Genomic DNA, 15,044 nt, shown 5'->3' with positions numbered 1-15,044 from the left:
AACGCCTGGCTCGATCCAACCAGACGGGGAACGTACGTCTACCGGTCCTGGGCCCGCTCGCCGCCCAGTTGCTGGATGCGGACCAGATTCCCCGCCGGGTCGCGGGCCGCGCAGTCCCGTACCCCGTACGGCTGCTCGCTCGGCCCCTGGACGACCTCGGCGCCGGCGGCCAGCAGCCGCGCGTGCACCGCGTCGAGGTCGGTGGTGGCCAGGACGACGGAGGCGTACGTGCCCTTGGCCATCATCTCGGCGATCGTACGGCGCTCGTCCTCGGTGACTCCGGGGCCGTCGACCGGCGGCTTGAGGACCAGCGAGGTGTCGGGCTGCCCGGGCGGGCCGACGGTGATCCAGCGCATCCCGCAGTCCTCGACGTCGTCCCGCACCTCGAAGCCGAGCGCGTCACGGTAGAAGGCCAGACAGGCGTCGGGATCGTCGTGCGGAAGGAAGGTCGCGTGAAGGGTGAGGCCCATGCCCGTCACGCTAGGCCCGACAGGGCGACCGCCGCTTCTCCGATCCTGACCGGAACCCCGCGGCCCGTGCGCGCGGGCGCGCTGCCCGGATCACCCGGCGGGCGGGGCGAGACCCAGCAGCGGGCGGAACCGCTGGAAGCCGGTGCTGCGCAGCCCGGGCCAGGAATGCGCCCGCTGCCACCGTTCGTCGGCCGCGAGCGGGGCCGGGGGGTGCTCGACGGCGCGGCGATGGGCCTCCGCCGAGGTCCACAGCGCGTAGTTGAAGACCCGGGAGCCGTCGGGGCTCACGTAGAAGTGGGCGGAGAGCAGCCCGTCGGCCGGGGGTGTGCCGGCGCTGCCCTCGAACAGCGCCTCGACCAACCCCTCCGCCCGCGCCGTGTCCGGGCCGTCGAATTCGCGGGTGACCAGCACGACGCACCCGGCCTCGGCGGCGGGTCCGTACGCGGGAGTGCCGCGCCGCGAACGGCCACTGGCCACGCCGGTCCGCTCGATGCCGGGCACGGCCGCGTCCACCTCCCGCTTCCAGGACAGGTCCTGCGCCGGAACGTCGTCCAGGTCCTCGACCTGGGACGCGTGCAGCAACGTACTGCCGTCGTCGCCCGCCAGCACGGCGTACGAGCGCAGCCCGGGGCCCGGCCAGGGCCGCGAGCGCCAGGCGCGGGCGACGGCCTCGGCGGTCTCCCGCTGCCGCCGCGGCGTCCCCACGCGCCAGGTGCCGAACAGGGCGGCCGGCGCGGTGACGGGGCCGGGCACGGAATCGACTCGGAGTTCCATCGCCACATTCTACTTGCCTACTGGGAAAGCCAGGTGTAGCTTTCCTGATAGGAAAGTCAAGCGGGGCTCGCCTCCTCGAACCGGCTTGGCGTGTCATGGGAGGGCGGAGTCCGTGAGCACATCGGTGGATGCCGAGCAGGCATGGAGCGCGCTGCAGCGCATCCGGATCCCGCAGGAGCGGGTGTACGACGAGATGGAGCGGACCGCGTCCGGCGGCCCCGGCGCGGCGATCGCGACGGGTGCGGCCATGTGGCTCTTCCTCGCGAGCCTGGGTCTCGGCCTGCCCCAGTGGGGCGTGGGACTGCTCCTCGTCGCGTACGTCGCGGTGCTCGCCGCGCTGGCCGTCTCCTACGGCCGCCGGAACAGGATGCGGCTGCACCGCTCCCGCTACGACTGGCGGACGTCCGTCATGCTCCTCGCGGGCGCGGCGGCGACCGGAGGAACGGCCGTGCTGTCCGGCCATCTGACCGGCCGGCTGGAGCCGATGTCCGGCAGCCTGATCCAGGCCACCGTGACAACGGGCGTGTTCCTGCTGTTCATCTGCCCGGCGAGCCGCTGGGCGGCCGGTTCGCTGCGCGGCCGCGCCGGTCGGACGGCCGCCCGCGAGGGGGCGGGCCGATGAGCACCCCGACCGGGTTCGACGAGCTGATCCATCCGGCCACGCGGCTGTCGGTCGTCGCGCTGCTCGCCACCACCGAGTGGGCGGACTTCGCGTTCATCCGCGACAGCCTCTCGCTCAGCGACTCCGCCCTCTCCAAGCAGTTGCACACCCTGGAAGAGGCCGGATATCTGGAGATCCACAAGGAGGGCGGCGGCCGCAAGCGGCGCACGAGAGTGCGGCTGACGGACCGGGGCCGCACCGCCTTCGAGGGGCACGTGGCGGCGCTCCGGGCGATCGTCGAGGGCGCGGGCCTGCCGACGGCCGAGGCCGGAGAAGCGCCGACCGGAGAAGCGCCGACCGGAGAAGCGTCCACCGGAGAAGCGCCACGCGAGCAGCACCGCGCGGAGGCGGGACGATGACGCCGCCCGGACACACCGCGACCCGGCCCGTCGTCCACGTCCGCGACATGACCATGGCGTACGGGCAGGTCGACGCCCTCCACGGCATCGACCTGGACATCCGGCGCGGCGAGGTCTTCGCGCTGCTGGGGCCCAACGGGGCGGGGAAGACCACCATCGTCGAGATCCTGGAGGGCTTCCGGCGCCGCTCGGCGGGGGAGGTCCGAGTTCTCGGCACGGACCCGGAGCAGGGCGGCGACGCCTGGCGCGCCCGCATCGGACTCGTCCTGCAGTCCTGGCGCGACCACCGCCGCTGGCGCGTGGCCGAACTGCTGGCCCACTTCGCGTCGTACTATCCCGAGCCGTGCGACCCCGCCCGTCTGCTCGCCCTGGTGGGTCTCACCGCCCAGGCGGACCAGCAGGTCGAGCGGCTGTCCGGCGGTCAGCGGAGACGGCTGGACGTCGCACTCGGCATCGTCGGCCGCCCCGAGCTGCTCTTCCTGGACGAGCCGACGACGGGCTTCGACCCGGAGGCGCGGCACGAGTTCCACGTCCTGGTCGAACAGTTGGCCCGTGAGGAGGACGTCACCGTTCTGCTCACGACCCATGACCTGGCGGAGGCCGAGCGGCTCGCCGACCGGATCGCCATGCTGGTCGGCGGCCGGATCCGGGCCTGCGGCACTCCGGCGGAGCTGGCCCGCAGCGCCGCCGCGCGGGCCGAGGCCCGCTGGACGTCCGAGGACGGGACGCCCCGGCGCGAACGCACCGCGGACCCGTCGCGCCTGGTCTGGCGGCTCCACCAGGGCGCGGACGGCCCGATCGCGGGCCTGGAGGTCCGCCGCCCGACGCTGGAGGACACCTATCTGCACATGGTGCACAGGGCGGACGACGGGGCGGACGCGGACGGGACCGGAGACCCGGACGAGGTAGGAGAAGGAGAGGTACAGGCCGCATGACGGGGGATCACACGACGGACATCCGGCACGGCGGCGAGGGCCGCCCGGGCCACCGCGCGTGGCGGACCGGTCTGCTGCGCGGCCGTATCGAGCTGCGGCACCTCCTGCGCAACCCCAAGGAGATGTCCGGCCATCTGACCAACGTGGTCGTCGCGCTGGTCATCGTCGCCTACGTCAAGGACAGGGCGCCCGGCACCGAGGTTCCGCTGTCCCATCTGGTGCTCGCGGGCTTCGCCGCCTATCTCCTGTTCCAGATCGGACTGGTCAATCTCCCGCAGGCCCTCGTGGCCGAGCGCGAGGAAGGCACCCTGCTGCGGCTGCGGGCCACCCCCGGCGGGATACCGGCCTATCTCGTGGCCAAGTGCCTGCTGGTGGCCGTCACGGCGGTCGGCAGCCTGGCCCTTCTCCTGGTGGCCACCTCGCTGCTGGCGGACGGCCCGCTGCCGCGCGGCCCGGAGGGGTGGCTGACGCTGCTGTGGGTCACCGGACTCGGGCTGCTGGCCGTCGTGCCGCTGGGCGCGGCCATAGGCGCCGTACTGCCCAACCCGCGCGAGGCACTGGCGCTGATCATGCTGCCCGTGATGGGGCTGCTGTTCACCTCGGGAGCGGTGTTCCCGATCACCTCGCTGCCCGTTCCGGTGCAGCAGGTGGCGTCGGTCTTTCCGCTCAAGTGGATGGCGCAGGGCCTGCGTTCGGCCCTGCTGCCGGACGCCGCGAGGACGGCCGAGGCCGCCGGGTCCTGGGAGCTGCCCATGGTCGCCCTGGTGCTGACCGCCTGGGCCGTCCTCGGCTTCTTCCTGGCGATACCCCTCCTGCGCCGTGCCGCCCGGCGCGAGTCCGGCTCGCGTATGACCGCGCGTCACCACAAGGCGGTGCGGGGCGGGGCGGCGCCCGCGTAGGCCGGGGGCCCGCGTGGCCGGCGCCGCACCATGGGGCGGTCCCGCCTTCGGCCGGGCCCGCCCTTGGTCTCAGGCCGGGGGCGGGTCGTCGAGGAGTACGACGCCGTACTGTCCCAGGACGTCGGTGTGTTCGAGGTCGCTGCGTGCTTCGGCGGAGCCGATGGCGTGGAAGTAGCCTTCGACGGCCCCGGGGTTGTTGATGACGAGCAGCTCCGAGGTCGGGGTGATCGTCTGGAAGGTGTGGGGGACGGACCGGGGCCCGTAGACGTAGGCGCCGGGCCCGGCGTCGTACACCTCGCACTCGGCGAGCGAGTCCGAGCCGACCCAGAACCGGACGCGGCCGGACAGGACGACCCAGCTCTCGTCCTCGTGGGTGTGGCGGTGCAGGGGCGGCGCGTCCTCGCGGTCCACGGTGACGCGCAGGACGGTGACCACGCCGTTCGTCTCGGCGTCCGTCACGACCTGCTCGATGGCGTTCTTGTAGTAGGCGAAGGACCGGCCGTCGCCCGGGTTCCGCACAAGGGCAGTGCTCATGCGAGATCTCCTCACGAAGGGAGGTAGTTTATGGTTCAACTATTACATGGGGCTGCGGCTCCTCGCCATCCGCCGAGGCAACTTGGCGCGTTCTGCTCGGCCCCGCCTTTCGCCGGTGGCGATAGCCCCTCGGGGTACGCGGGGGCGGACCTACCGTCGCCGCATGTCCTCACCGATCACGGGTACGGCCGCCGGCGTACCCTTCACCGCCCTGCCGCCCTCCGGGTCACCCACCGGCCACGATCCCGACGGTCACGGCCACGGTCAGAGTCAGAGCCAGGGCCAGAGTCCCGCGCCCCTGATCGTCACCTGGCACATGCTGGACGCGCCGAGGTCGGACGCCGCGTTCGCCGCGGCGCTGCCGATGCACGGGCTGCCCGCGTGGCGGGTGCATCTCGGTATGCCGATGTGCGGGGCGCGCATGGTCGACGGCTCGACGGACGCCGTGAGGGAACTGGCGCGTCAGGACGTGCTGATGTCGTTCCTGCATCCGTTCGTCCGGCAGGCGTCCGAGGAGTTCCCGGCGGCACTGGCGGCGCTCCGCGAGCAGTTGCCGGTCGACGACGGCCCGATCGGTGTGCTCGGCGGCTCGCTGGGCGGAGCCGTCGCGCTGCGGGTCCTCGCCGGGACGGGCATCCCCGTCTTCGCCGGTGCCGTCGTGAACGCGGCCGTGCGGCTGCGCTCCGTCGTCGAGCTGTTCCCGGGCGAGTACCCGTACGACGCGGAGTCCGAGAAGGCCGTCGCGAGCATGGACTTCGTCGCCCACGCGGACCTCCTCGCCGGCCGCGCGCCGCTGCTCGTCGTCAGCGGCGAGCGCGACCACCCGGGACTACGGGCCGATGCCTCGGACCTGGTCGATGCGCTCGGGGAACAGGCCGAACTGCTGCCGGTCCCCGGACTCGCGCATCCCCTCGCCGACGAGCCCGGCATCGAGCCCGCGCCGCAACTGCCGCGGGCCCGCGCGGTGGACGCCGCCCTGGTCGGATGGTTCCGGCGGCACCTCGCGGACGGGCCGGGTCCGCTGTAGGCGAATTCGCTGTCGCGCTGATGTTCGGGGTGCTTGGCTGACGGCATGGAGCTCTTGGTGCTGGGCGGAACGGCGTGGGTAGGACGTGAGCTGTCACGACAGGCGGTCGAGCGCGGTCACCGGGTGACCTGTCTCGCGCGCGGCGAGAGCGGGAACGTCGCGAGCGGCGCGCGGCTGGTGGCCGCCGACCGGCGCGATTCCGCGGCGTACGAGCCGCTGCTGGACCGGGACTGGGACGCGGTCGTCGAGGTGTCCTGGCAGCCCGGCTTCGTCCGCGGCGCGCTCGGAGCGCTGAGCGAGCGGGCCGGGCACTGGACGTACGTCTCGTCCATCAGCGCCTACGCCTCGCACGCGGATCAGGACGCCGACGAGTCGGCGGCACTCCTGCCCCCGACCGACCAGGACGAGGCCGACCGCGCGCTGTACGGCGAGGCCAAGTCCGCGTGCGAGCAGGCGTCGTCCGCCGCGGTGGGGGACCGGCTCCTGGTCGCGCGCGCCGGACTCATCGGCGGCCCGGGCGACCACAGCGGACGTTCCGGATACTGGGCCGCTCGCGCGGCGCGCGACCAGCAGGGGACGATGCTCGTCCCCGACGCGCCCGCCCTGCCGACCCAGGTGATCGACGTGCGGGACCTCGCCGCCTGGCTGCTCGACAGCGCGGAGAAGGGCACCACGGGCACGTACGACGCCGTGGGCCCGGTCCTTCCGTTCGCCGAGTGGGTCGAACTCTCCCGGGGCGTCGGAGGTCACACCGGACCGGTGGCCACCGCCGAACCGGCCTGGCTGCTCGCCCACGACGTGGCCGAGTTCATGGGCGTCGAGTCGCTGCCGATGTGGCTGGCCAAGCCGGGCTGGGAGGGGTTCTCGGCCCGGTCCGGGGCCGCGGCCCGCGCCGCCGGGCTGCGGCACCGGCCCCGTGCGGAACTGCTGGCCGACACGCTGGCGTGGGAACGCGAGGAGGGCCTGGACCGGCCCCGGCGCGCGGGCCTCAGCGCCGCGCGCGAGAGCGCACTCCTCGCCGCGCTCGACCACTGGACACCGCCCGTGCGCTGACGGCCGGGTGCCGTGCTGGTGGTGCCGTGCTGGTGGTGCCGTACCGCCGGTGCCGTGCCGGTGGCGTCATACCCGTGGTGTCGTGGCGGCGGTGCCCGTAACGGCGGCTCGCGTTCCGCCTTGCCAGACGCGCCGCTCGGGGCTGTCTTGTTCTTGGGCAACGAGAACGGGAGCCGCCCCGGGAAGGTGAGGCCGACATGCGAGGGCGCACCGGTGGCCGCGAGGAGACCCTCACCGAGTTCGCGGAGCGGATCAGCCCCCGTCTGGGGCGCGCGGTCCGGAGGCTGAACGGCCGTCTCCGCGCGGCCGTACGTACGCGGGGGCGGCGCCGGGCCGCCGCCGGCGCCGCCGTGCTCGCGCTGCTCGCCCTCGTGGCGACCGCGCTGCCTCCGGTCCTGGACCGGCTCTCGCCCTCCGTGGACCCGGCCTCGTCGTCGTGCGTACGCGACACCGCCGAGGCGATACGGGCGCACGAGGTCGAGGGCCACGTCCTGCTGCACGTCACGGTGCGGGAGAAGCGCGTCCCCGTGAGCGACGGGGTGGCCCGCGGATACGGCTTCCGGGCCGTCGTCCGCGCGAGCCTCTCCCGGGCGCCCCGCCCGGCGGGCACCGTCACCGTGTGGGACATCCTCCGCCCCCGCTACGCGCCGGAGGCCGACGAACTCGTGCTCCTCCTGTTCCCGCAGCACCTCGACAGCACCGACGGGCAGCCCCTTTTCGGCCTCTCCGAACCGCATGTGTACGAGGTCCGCGACGGCGACCGGGTGGTGCTGGACTGCCCGGAGGGCGAGGGAACGGCTCCACTGGACGCACTGGAACAGAACCGTTGATGTTGAATGTCACGGATCGACGCAGTACGACGATTCGCGACAACGGGAGAGCACATGAACAGACTGGGCCGCGCGCTGATGGCGGTTCCCGTAGCGGTACTCATCACCGCCGGGACGGCGACCATGGCATCGGCTGCGACCGGAAAGCCGAGCGGCGCCCCTCCGTCGGGCGCCAAGTGCGTGTCGACGTCGGGCGCGAAGTCGTGCTTCTCCCCGAAGGGGGATCGGGTCTGGGTCAAGGACACGAAGGCGAACGGGGACTCGACCGCCGGGACCATCAAGTCCAAGCGACCGGGCGGTTGGGCCCGCGAGTGCTTCAACCACCGCGGCAGTGACGACGGCTGGGTGATGTGCGACTTCGACGTGCCGGAGTACCAGGACGCCTGGCTCTGGGCCGTCAACAAGCCCTTCATCGGCAGCAAGTCCAACAGGGCGATCTACACCAGCGACTACATCTGAGCCGTGCGTGACCGCACCGAGGGGCCCCGGCCGGGCGAACGATCCGGCCGGGGCCCCTCGCCCTTGCTCCGGCCCTTGTCCCGGCGTTGCCGCCCCGCTGGAGCGCGCCCCCCGTCAGGCGTCCCGTCGCATGTGCTTCCGCGCCCACTCCGCGAAGCCGGTGAGCGGAATGCCGAGGTCGGCGGCGTAGCGGGGGCGGGCGGGCTGGCCCACGGCGTTCAGCCACTCGTGCGTGGCGCCCATCGGTGGCATCCCGGCCGCGAACGCCTCCTGCTCGGTCATGTCGGGCGGGGACAGCCGTGTGCCGAGGGCGTCGGAGAGCACCTCGGCGATCCTCGTCATCGGCAAGTAGTCGCTCGCCAGCTCCAGTTCGACCCCGTCGAACCGCTCCGGGGCGGCGATGGCGGCAGCCGCGGCCGTGCCGATGTCGTCCACCGCGGCGAGCGACAGCCGCGTACCGGGACGTACGACGCTGACCAGGCCGCCCTCGACGCCGCGTGGGAAGAGGAAGTTCATGGAGGGGAGGAAGTTCTCCATGAAGAAGCCCGGCTTCAGCAGCGTCCAGTGCGGGAAGCCCGCCTCGCGGACGCGGTCCTGGATCGCGCTCTTGGCGCCGAGTGTGGGCTCCATCGAGGCCCAGCGCCCCTCGGCCCAGCCGGGGGCGTCGGTGTGCTGCCCGGCGCCGGACACGGACGTGTGCACGAACTGCGGCACCCCGGCGGCCCGCGCGCCCTCGACGAGGTTGACGCCCTGCGCGATCTCTCCCGCGAAGTCGGGGCCCTCCGGGGGCATGGCGGGCATCTGGACGGAGAAGACGGCGCGGGCGCCCTCGGCGGCGCGGATCACGGAGTCGCGGTCGTGGAGGTCGCCGGTGACGAGTTCGGCGCCGAGCGACCTGACGGCCTCGGCCCGAGCGGTGGACGGGTCGCGCACCAGGGCGCGCACGGGCACGCCCGCCGCGAGCAGGGCGCGCGCGGTGGCGCCGCCCTGCCTGCCGGTGGCGCCGGTGACCAGGACGGGTGCGGGGTCTGTGGGCATGGTGCTGACTCCTCGGGGCATGCGCGAAGGTAAAACGGCGGGGCCCGCCGTTTCTGTTCCGGTACGATATGGCGGGCCCCGCCACTTAGCAATCCCGGAGGTGACGCCATGCCGGAGCGGCTGCGTTCCGACGCCCGGCGCAACTACGCGCGGATCCTCGCCGTGGCCGAGGAAGAGGTCGCGGCGCGGGGCGCCGGTGCCTCGCTGGAGCAGATCGCGCGCACCGCGGGGGTCGGCTCGGCGACCGTGCGCCGCCATTTCCCCACCCGCCGCGCGCTGTTGGAGGCGGTGTCCCACAAACGGATCGAGGCCCTGTGCGTCCACGCCCGGGGACTCGCGGAGCACGCCGACAGCCGCGCGGCGCTCCTGGAGTGGCTGAGTGACGTCGTCGCCTACTGCGTCTCCGCGCGGGGCCTGGCGGCCGCGCTCTCCTACGACTCCGGAGGGGACGGCACCGCCGGAGCTGGCACCGCGGGGGACGGCACCGCCGGGAACGGCTCCGTGTACGAGAACTCCTGCTCGGCCGCGCTCGAAGAGGCGGCGGACCCCCTGCTGCGCCGCGCCGTGAGCGACGGTGCCGTGGCGAGCGGCGTCACCGTCGCGGACCTCATCGCGCTGAGCGTCGGCATCGCCCTGGCCACGGAGCACCACCCGGACCCGACAGCACAGGCGGAACGCCTCTTCCGGCTGGCGGTGACGGGACTGAGCCCGGGGAGCTGAGCGCGGCGGAGCAGGAGCCGGATGCGGCGGAACCGGCGAAGAAGGCGAAGACGGCGGCGCTCAGAGACGAAGACGGCGGCGCTCAGAGATTCGCGAAGAGCGCGTCGAGCGGCGCCGGTGTCCGGCCGGGGGAGAGGGCCTCCACGAGGAGGCGCCCGTAGCGGATCTTGCGTCCCTTCCTCGTGCCGAGGAAGCGCCGCAGCCGCTGTTCGCGCGTACGGTCGTGCTGCGCGGGCTGGCGCACGAAGGTCTGCCAGGGACGCTGGTCCTCCTCGGTGCGCAGGACGATCCCCTCGACCGTCTCCGGGCCCAGCGCGCGGATCATCTCCTCCTCCAGGTCCGCCACGCACACGAAGACGTCCCCGGGCGACGCTCCCGCCCGCTCCATACCGCGGTGGTAGAAGCCCTGTTCGCGCTCGTCGCACAGCCCCGTCAGGCGCAGCCCGAGGCCGTTCGGCCCGAGGAGTCCGGCGTACCGGCCGACGCTCATCGCCCCGCCCATCGGCAGCACGCACACCCCCTCCGCCGCCAGATCGCGGCCGCGCAGCGCGGCCAGCGCCTCCACGGCCGCGAAGTCGCTCGGCCCCTCCAGCAGCACGACGGTCCGTACGTCCAGCCGCGCCGCGAGGTCCCGTGCCCGCTCGCCGGAGCCGCCCGCCGCCCAGCCGGTCACCGCGTCCCGGAAAGCCTCCATGTCTGCCATGGGGCGAGTCTGCACGCCACGCGCCGGGACGGCACGCCAATATCCGGCGGCGAGCCTCGTCACTCCGCCAGGAGTTCCTGGGTGCCCAGGACGGTGAGGAGGGCGAGACGTTCGGCGTCGTCGGTGCCGGGTTCGGCCGTGTAGACCATGATCCGCAGCTCGCTGCCCGCCACGGTGAGGATGTCGCAGTCCAGCGTCACGGGGCCGACCCGCGGATGGTCGATCGTCTTGCGCGAGGCCTCGTGGCGGCCGACGGCGCCGGAGTCCCACAGCTCGGCGAACCGCTCGCTGCCCGTACGCAGTTCGGCGACCAGGTGCCGCAGCCGCGGGTCCGCCGGATAACGTTCGGCGGCCGTACGGAGGTCGGCGACGAGCGCCGCCTCGTGTTCCCGCTCCGCCTCCGGCGTACGCCGGGCCCGCGTGCCGGGGCCGAGGAAGTGCCGCCGCACGCCGTTGTACCCGCCGCCGCTCCGGCCCCCGCTCTCCTCCTCGGACCGGCCCATCAGCGCCGCGTAGGGCGCGTTGGCGATCAGCAGCGTCCACGTGGCGTCGAAGACCGCGACGGGCGTCCCCGTCAGCCGGTCCAGCAGACGCTGGACGCTCGGCGTGAGGCGCGTGGGCACCGTCTCCGGACCCGGCGGTACGAGCCCCGCCAGCCGGAACAGATGCCCCCGCTCCTCGTCCGCCAGCCGCAGCGCCCGGGCCAGCGCCTCGACGACCTGGGCGGAGGGGTGTGTGGCCCGGCCCTGTTCGAGCCGGGTGACGTAGTCGACGGAGATCCCGGCCAGCAGCGCCAGCTCCTCGCGGCGCAGCCCGGCCGCGCGCCGCTGCCCGCCCTCCGGCAGCCCCACCGCCTCGGGCCGCACCCGGTCGCGCCAGCGGCGTACCGCCTTGCCGAACTCCGCCGTCGCCATGCGCCCAGTGTGCCCCCGCGGCGGCCTGCGTGCCTGGTACCAGCGGTCCCAGGAAGACCGGGCTCCTGGCTGCGCCGGGCGGGGCGGGCGGACGGTGGGGCCATGACGACCACACTGATCACCGGAGCGAACAAGGGTCTCGGCTTCGAGACCGCCCGCCGTCTCGTCGCCGCGGGCCACACCGTCTACGTCGGCAGCCGCGACGCCGAGCGCGGCCGCCGGGCCGCCGCACGGCTCGGCGCGCGGAGCGTCCAGCTCGACGTCACCGACGACGCCTCCGTCGCCGCCGCCGTCCGGACCGTCGAGGCCGGCGGAGGCCTGGACGTCCTGGTCAACAACGCGGGCATCGAGGCCCGCGGCCCGCACAACGAGGTCGCCGGGGCCGCCGACGTCACCGCCGACATGATGCGCGAGGTCTTCGAGACGAATGTCTTCGGGCCCGTACGCGTCACCCACGCCTTCCTGCCGCTCCTGCGGCGCTCCGCCGCCCCCGTCGTGGTCAACGTCAGCAGTGGGCTGGCCTCGCTCACGCATGTGACGGAACCGGGCCACCCGGCGTCCGCCTACCCGGGCGTCGCCTACCCCGCCTCGAAGACCGCCGTCAACATGGTCACCGCGCAGTACGCGAAGGCGTTCCCGGAGATGCGGATCAACGCGGTGGAGCCCGGCTTCACGAGCACGGACCTGAACGGCAACACCGGCACCCAGACCGTCCAGGAAGGTGCCGACATCATCGTCCGCATGGCCCGCCTCACCCCCGACGGCCCCACCGGCACCTTCACCGACACCTCGGGCCCCCTGCCCTGGTAGCCACCGGCCCGGTCGGGCGCCCCGCACTACCGGTACAGGTCCCAGGACACGTGCGGGGCGAGTGCGTGGAGGAAGTCGGGGGCGTCGAAGGCCGCGGCCGCCGAGGCGACTCCGGGGGAGCGGGCGTCGCCGGTGAGGAGGCGGGAGACCGCTTCCACCGCGAGGGGCGCGGTGACCGCGTAGATGTCCTGGCCCCTGGCCACCGCGCGCCGTTCGTCGCCGCCACGGCGTACGACGGCCTCGACGAGGAACGTCTGGTCCGACCGCCCCCGCCCGTCCGCCGCGTCCGCCGCGTCCGCCGCGTCCACGGCGGGCGCGGCGGGCGCGGGGGTGTCGGGGGCCACCACGTCACCGGCGGCCTCGGCCGTCATGTACGAGTGCACCTCCGGGACGGACAGATGGCTCGGGACGGTGACGATGTCGGCCATCGAGAACTCGCCGACGACCGCGCGCGTGCCCAGCGGCTCCGGGAAGTCCCACTTCAGACGCGGCAGTTCGTCGGTCCGGTACTCCAGCCGCCCGCCCGCGTACCGGACGCGGCGCCCGCCGCGCCGTTCGCGGGAGACCGCGCCGGCGGCCCGCGTCCCGGCGGTCGGGTGCCAACTGCTCAGCCCGTACGCGATGTGCGCCTCGTCGGCGTCCGTCCACTCGTCCATCGCTGCGGTGATCAGCAGATCGCCGAGGCCGCCGAAGAAGGCCATCGCGGGGACGACCGCCACCCCCGCCTCACGGGCGCGCTCCGCGAAGTGCGCGAACGTGTCGGCGTTCGCCTCGATCTCGGCCGCCACATCCACGTACGGGATCCCGGCGCGCAGCGCCGCCTCGATCACCGGGGCGGCCGTCGCCGCGAAGGGACCGGCGCAGTTGATCACGGCGGCGGCGCCGGAGAGCGCGCGGTCGAGCGAGGCCGGGTCGCCGACGGACGCCGGGCGGACATCGGCCCCGGGGAAGGAGTCCGCGAGCGCCCCGAGCGCCGCGGCGTCGCGCCCCGAGAGCAGCGGCACGAACCCGCGTTCGCGCAGATGCGCCACCACGAAGCGCCCGGTGTGCCCGTAGGCCCCGTAGACCACCACTGCCTGCCCCGTACCCATGGTTTCTCCTGCCGTGTCCGGGCGACGAGGCCCGGGTGACGGACCGAGGACGTCGCGTTTCATGGCGAACATCCTGGCGAACGCGGAAGCCTTCCACGAGTGTCCGGAACGACGTGACCCGTACAATTCCCGACGTGACCACTGTCGCGCTCGCCGCCACCGACGGCATGCTGCACTTCGAACTGTCCCTGGCGTACGAGGTTTTCGGGACGCCCCCGCCCGCGCTGCTCGGCGGCGCGGCCGACCCCTGGTACCGCGTCCTCGTCTGCGGGCCCCGTGCCGTACGGGTCGGCCGGTTCCGGCTGGAGCCCGATCACGGCCTCGACCGGCTCCCGCGCGCCGACACGGTGATCGTCCCGGGCTGGGCCGATGTCGACGTGGATCCGCCCGCCGCGCTCGTCGACGCCGTGCGCGCGGCCCACGAGGCGGGCGCGCGCGTGGTCTCCCTGTGCACGGGCGCGTTCGTCCTGGCCGCCGCCGGACTGCTGGACGGCCGCCGCGCGACCACCCACTGGGCGCACACCCAGGTCCTGGCCGCCCGCCACCCCCGGGTGACGGTGGACCCGGACGTGCTCTACGTGGACGGCGGCACCGTCCTCACCTCCGCGGGCAAGGCCGCCGCCATGGATCTGTGCCTGCACCTCGTCCGCCTCGACCACGGCTCGGCGGTCGCCAACGCGGTCGCCCGCCGCCTGGTCGTCCCTCCGCACCGGGACGGCGGCCAGGCGCAGTTCGTCACCACCCCCGTACCGGCACCGGACCAGCACCAGCCGCTCGCGGACCTCCTCCCATGGGTGCTCGAACGGCTGGACCAGCCGCTGTCCGTGGAGGATCTGGCCCGTCGGGCCCGGCTCAGCTCACGGCACCTGGGCCGCCACTTCCGGGCGGCGACCGGCACGACCCCGCTGCAGTGGCTCCTGGTCCAACGCATCCGCCGCGCACAGGAGTTGCTGGAGGCCACCGACGACAGCGTGGACTCCATCGCGACCGCCACCGGCATGGGCACGGCCACCACGCTGCGCCGCCACTTCAACCGCACGGTCGGCGTGCCGCCGGACACCTACCGCCGTACGTTCCGCACCCGCGCCGCGCACCCCCGGGGCGGATCCGCGCTCACGGACTCCGCAGGGCGAGGCCCCTTTCCGCCAGCGTCTGCTTGAGGATCCGGACGGCCTTCGGGCCGACGCCGTGCAGCGCCAGCAGCTCCGCCTCCGTACGCCCCGCCACCCGCTCCAGGGTCGTCAGCCCCGCGCCGAACAGGGCCCGGGTGGCGGGCCTGCCTATGCCACCGGGCAGGTCGCCCTCGTGCGCGGACGCGCCGTCCGCGGAGCCGTCGGCCGCCGCCTCCGCCTCGGCCAGCGACGCCGCGAGCCGCTTCGGGGCGCGGCCGAACCAGGCAGCGCGCACCAGGGCGTTGAGGTCCTTGCCGTTGATGTCCGCGAGCGGCACACGGAAACCGATCGGCGCGGCGCCCCGCGTCAGAAGCTCGCCGCCAGGATGCGCGGCGACGGCGGCCTCGGCCTCGTCCCGGGGGAGCCGGAGCTGCACGTACCCGTCCTTCGTCACGGACGCGAAGCCTTTGCCCCGTACGGAGAAGGCGGCAATGCCGAAGTGGGTGCCCTCCTCGGTCTCCGGGAGAGCGAGCGCCGCCTTGCGGAGCTGGGCCAGGGTGGTCATGGAACGGAGTCTGGCACAGGGGTCCGACAACGGCCCGAGGCCGACCGAGGCCGCCTGAGGCCACCTGACCGAGGCCGCGCGAGGCCGCCC

The 15,044-nt window shown here is 74.0% G+C and carries 19 protein-coding genes; 11 read left to right on the top strand and 8 right to left on the bottom strand.

Features of this window, described 5'->3' with window-relative positions; genetic code table 11:
* Positions 1–38: 38 nt before the first annotated feature.
* Together ABD343_RS05190 and ABD343_RS05185 are read right to left on the bottom strand one after the other, a co-directional pair.
* On the bottom strand, positions 39–470 hold the full coding sequence (locus ABD343_RS05190) for a VOC family protein (protein ID WP_344524514.1): 432 nt from the start codon (positions 468–470) through the stop codon (positions 39–41).
* A 90-nt stretch (positions 471–560) separates the two neighbouring features.
* The gene (locus ABD343_RS05185; protein ID WP_344524512.1) at positions 561–1,244 is read right to left on the bottom strand and encodes an antibiotic biosynthesis monooxygenase; all 684 of its coding nucleotides are present in this window, start codon (positions 1,242–1,244) and stop codon (positions 561–563) included.
* A gap of 112 nt (positions 1,245–1,356) precedes the next feature.
* On the opposite strand from ABD343_RS05185, the gene ABD343_RS05180 reads away from it, so the two are divergent.
* The 4 genes from ABD343_RS05180 to ABD343_RS05165 are packed head-to-tail and all read left to right on the top strand — an operon-like array spanning position 1,357 to position 4,098.
* Positions 1,357–1,866 (top strand): hypothetical protein, encoded by a 510-nt coding sequence (locus ABD343_RS05180; protein WP_344524510.1) that lies wholly within the window; start codon positions 1,357–1,359, stop codon positions 1,864–1,866.
* The gene (locus ABD343_RS05175; RefSeq protein WP_344524508.1) at positions 1,863–2,264 is read left to right on the top strand and encodes a transcriptional regulator; all 402 of its coding nucleotides are present in this window, start codon (positions 1,863–1,865) and stop codon (positions 2,262–2,264) included. The genes ABD343_RS05180 and ABD343_RS05175 overlap by 4 nt, the downstream gene beginning before the upstream one ends.
* Positions 2,261–3,199, top strand: a complete 939-nt coding sequence (locus tag ABD343_RS05170; RefSeq protein ID WP_344524506.1) for an ABC transporter ATP-binding protein — start codon at positions 2,261–2,263, stop codon at positions 3,197–3,199. Before ABD343_RS05175 ends, ABD343_RS05170 begins: the two co-directional genes overlap by 4 nt.
* A complete protein-coding gene (locus ABD343_RS05165; protein WP_344524504.1) occupies positions 3,196–4,098 on the top strand; it encodes an ABC transporter permease in 903 nt (300 codons plus the stop codon). The genes ABD343_RS05170 and ABD343_RS05165 overlap by 4 nt, the downstream gene beginning before the upstream one ends.
* A 69-nt stretch (positions 4,099–4,167) precedes the next feature.
* Here ABD343_RS05165 and ABD343_RS05160 read toward each other — a convergent pair whose 3' ends face one another.
* Positions 4,168–4,632: a cupin domain-containing protein gene (locus ABD343_RS05160; protein ID WP_344524502.1), complete on the bottom strand. Its 465-nt coding sequence runs from the start codon at positions 4,630–4,632 to the stop codon at positions 4,168–4,170.
* Between the two features lie 163 nt (positions 4,633–4,795).
* Between ABD343_RS05160 and ABD343_RS05155 the strand changes: the two genes are divergently transcribed.
* The 4 genes from ABD343_RS05155 to ABD343_RS05140 all read left to right on the top strand — a co-directional run bounded on the left by ABD343_RS05155 (position 4,796) and on the right by ABD343_RS05140 (position 8,001).
* Positions 4,796–5,659 (top strand): alpha/beta hydrolase family protein, encoded by an 864-nt coding sequence (locus tag ABD343_RS05155; protein ID WP_344524500.1) that lies wholly within the window; start codon positions 4,796–4,798, stop codon positions 5,657–5,659.
* Between the two features lie 45 nt (positions 5,660–5,704).
* Positions 5,705–6,712 (top strand): NAD-dependent epimerase/dehydratase family protein, encoded by a 1,008-nt coding sequence (locus ABD343_RS05150; protein WP_344524498.1) that lies wholly within the window; start codon positions 5,705–5,707, stop codon positions 6,710–6,712.
* A 197-nt stretch (positions 6,713–6,909) separates the two neighbouring features.
* A complete protein-coding gene (locus ABD343_RS05145; RefSeq protein ID WP_344524496.1) occupies positions 6,910–7,542 on the top strand; it encodes a hypothetical protein in 633 nt (210 codons plus the stop codon).
* 54 nt (positions 7,543–7,596) lie between these two features.
* Entirely contained in the window at positions 7,597–8,001 is a 405-nt protein-coding gene (locus ABD343_RS05140) for a hypothetical protein (protein WP_344524494.1), read from the top strand.
* A 114-nt stretch (positions 8,002–8,115) separates the two neighbouring features.
* Here ABD343_RS05140 and ABD343_RS05135 read toward each other — a convergent pair whose 3' ends face one another.
* Positions 8,116–9,039, bottom strand: a complete 924-nt coding sequence (locus ABD343_RS05135) for an NmrA family NAD(P)-binding protein (RefSeq protein WP_344524492.1) — start codon at positions 9,037–9,039, stop codon at positions 8,116–8,118.
* Positions 9,040–9,147: 108 nt separating this feature from the next.
* Between ABD343_RS05135 and ABD343_RS05130 the strand changes: the two genes are divergently transcribed.
* On the top strand, positions 9,148–9,759 hold the full coding sequence (locus tag ABD343_RS05130) for a TetR/AcrR family transcriptional regulator (protein WP_344524490.1): 612 nt from the start codon (positions 9,148–9,150) through the stop codon (positions 9,757–9,759).
* A gap of 82 nt (positions 9,760–9,841) precedes the next feature.
* On the opposite strand, the gene ABD343_RS05125 is transcribed toward ABD343_RS05130, so the two are convergent.
* Together ABD343_RS05125 and ABD343_RS05120 are read right to left on the bottom strand one after the other, a co-directional pair.
* Positions 9,842–10,462 (bottom strand): TOPRIM nucleotidyl transferase/hydrolase domain-containing protein, encoded by a 621-nt coding sequence (locus ABD343_RS05125; RefSeq protein ID WP_344524488.1) that lies wholly within the window; start codon positions 10,460–10,462, stop codon positions 9,842–9,844.
* Between the two features lie 59 nt (positions 10,463–10,521).
* On the bottom strand, positions 10,522–11,376 hold the full coding sequence (locus ABD343_RS05120; RefSeq protein WP_344524486.1) for a helix-turn-helix transcriptional regulator: 855 nt from the start codon (positions 11,374–11,376) through the stop codon (positions 10,522–10,524).
* Between the two features lie 102 nt (positions 11,377–11,478).
* Here ABD343_RS05120 and ABD343_RS05115 point away from each other — a divergent pair, with 102 nt between their 5' ends.
* The gene (locus ABD343_RS05115; protein WP_344524484.1) at positions 11,479–12,186 is read left to right on the top strand and encodes an SDR family NAD(P)-dependent oxidoreductase; all 708 of its coding nucleotides are present in this window, start codon (positions 11,479–11,481) and stop codon (positions 12,184–12,186) included.
* A gap of 26 nt (positions 12,187–12,212) precedes the next feature.
* Here the strand turns inward: ABD343_RS05115 and ABD343_RS05110 are convergent, their stop codons facing one another.
* The gene (locus ABD343_RS05110) at positions 12,213–13,277 is read right to left on the bottom strand and encodes a saccharopine dehydrogenase NADP-binding domain-containing protein (protein ID WP_344524482.1); all 1,065 of its coding nucleotides are present in this window, start codon (positions 13,275–13,277) and stop codon (positions 12,213–12,215) included.
* A gap of 134 nt (positions 13,278–13,411) precedes the next feature.
* On the opposite strand from ABD343_RS05110, the gene ABD343_RS05105 reads away from it, so the two are divergent.
* On the top strand, positions 13,412–14,437 hold the full coding sequence (locus tag ABD343_RS05105; RefSeq protein ID WP_344524480.1) for a helix-turn-helix domain-containing protein: 1,026 nt from the start codon (positions 13,412–13,414) through the stop codon (positions 14,435–14,437).
* Here the strand turns inward: ABD343_RS05105 and ABD343_RS05100 are convergent.
* Positions 14,391–14,954 carry an MmcQ/YjbR family DNA-binding protein gene (locus ABD343_RS05100; protein WP_344524478.1) on the bottom strand — a complete coding sequence of 188 codons (564 nt, stop codon included), beginning with the start codon at positions 14,952–14,954 and terminating at the stop codon, positions 14,391–14,393. The genes ABD343_RS05105 and ABD343_RS05100 overlap by 47 nt on opposite strands.
* Between the last annotated feature and the right edge of the window lie 90 nt (positions 14,955–15,044).

It is taken from the genome of Streptomyces albiaxialis (genome assembly GCF_039530985.1).
In the GTDB taxonomy this organism is placed as follows: Bacteria; Actinomycetota; Actinomycetes; order Streptomycetales; family Streptomycetaceae; genus Streptomyces; species Streptomyces albiaxialis.
The sequence above is the reverse complement of the archived record's forward strand: the minus strand, read 5'-3'. Positions and strand labels throughout refer to the sequence as shown.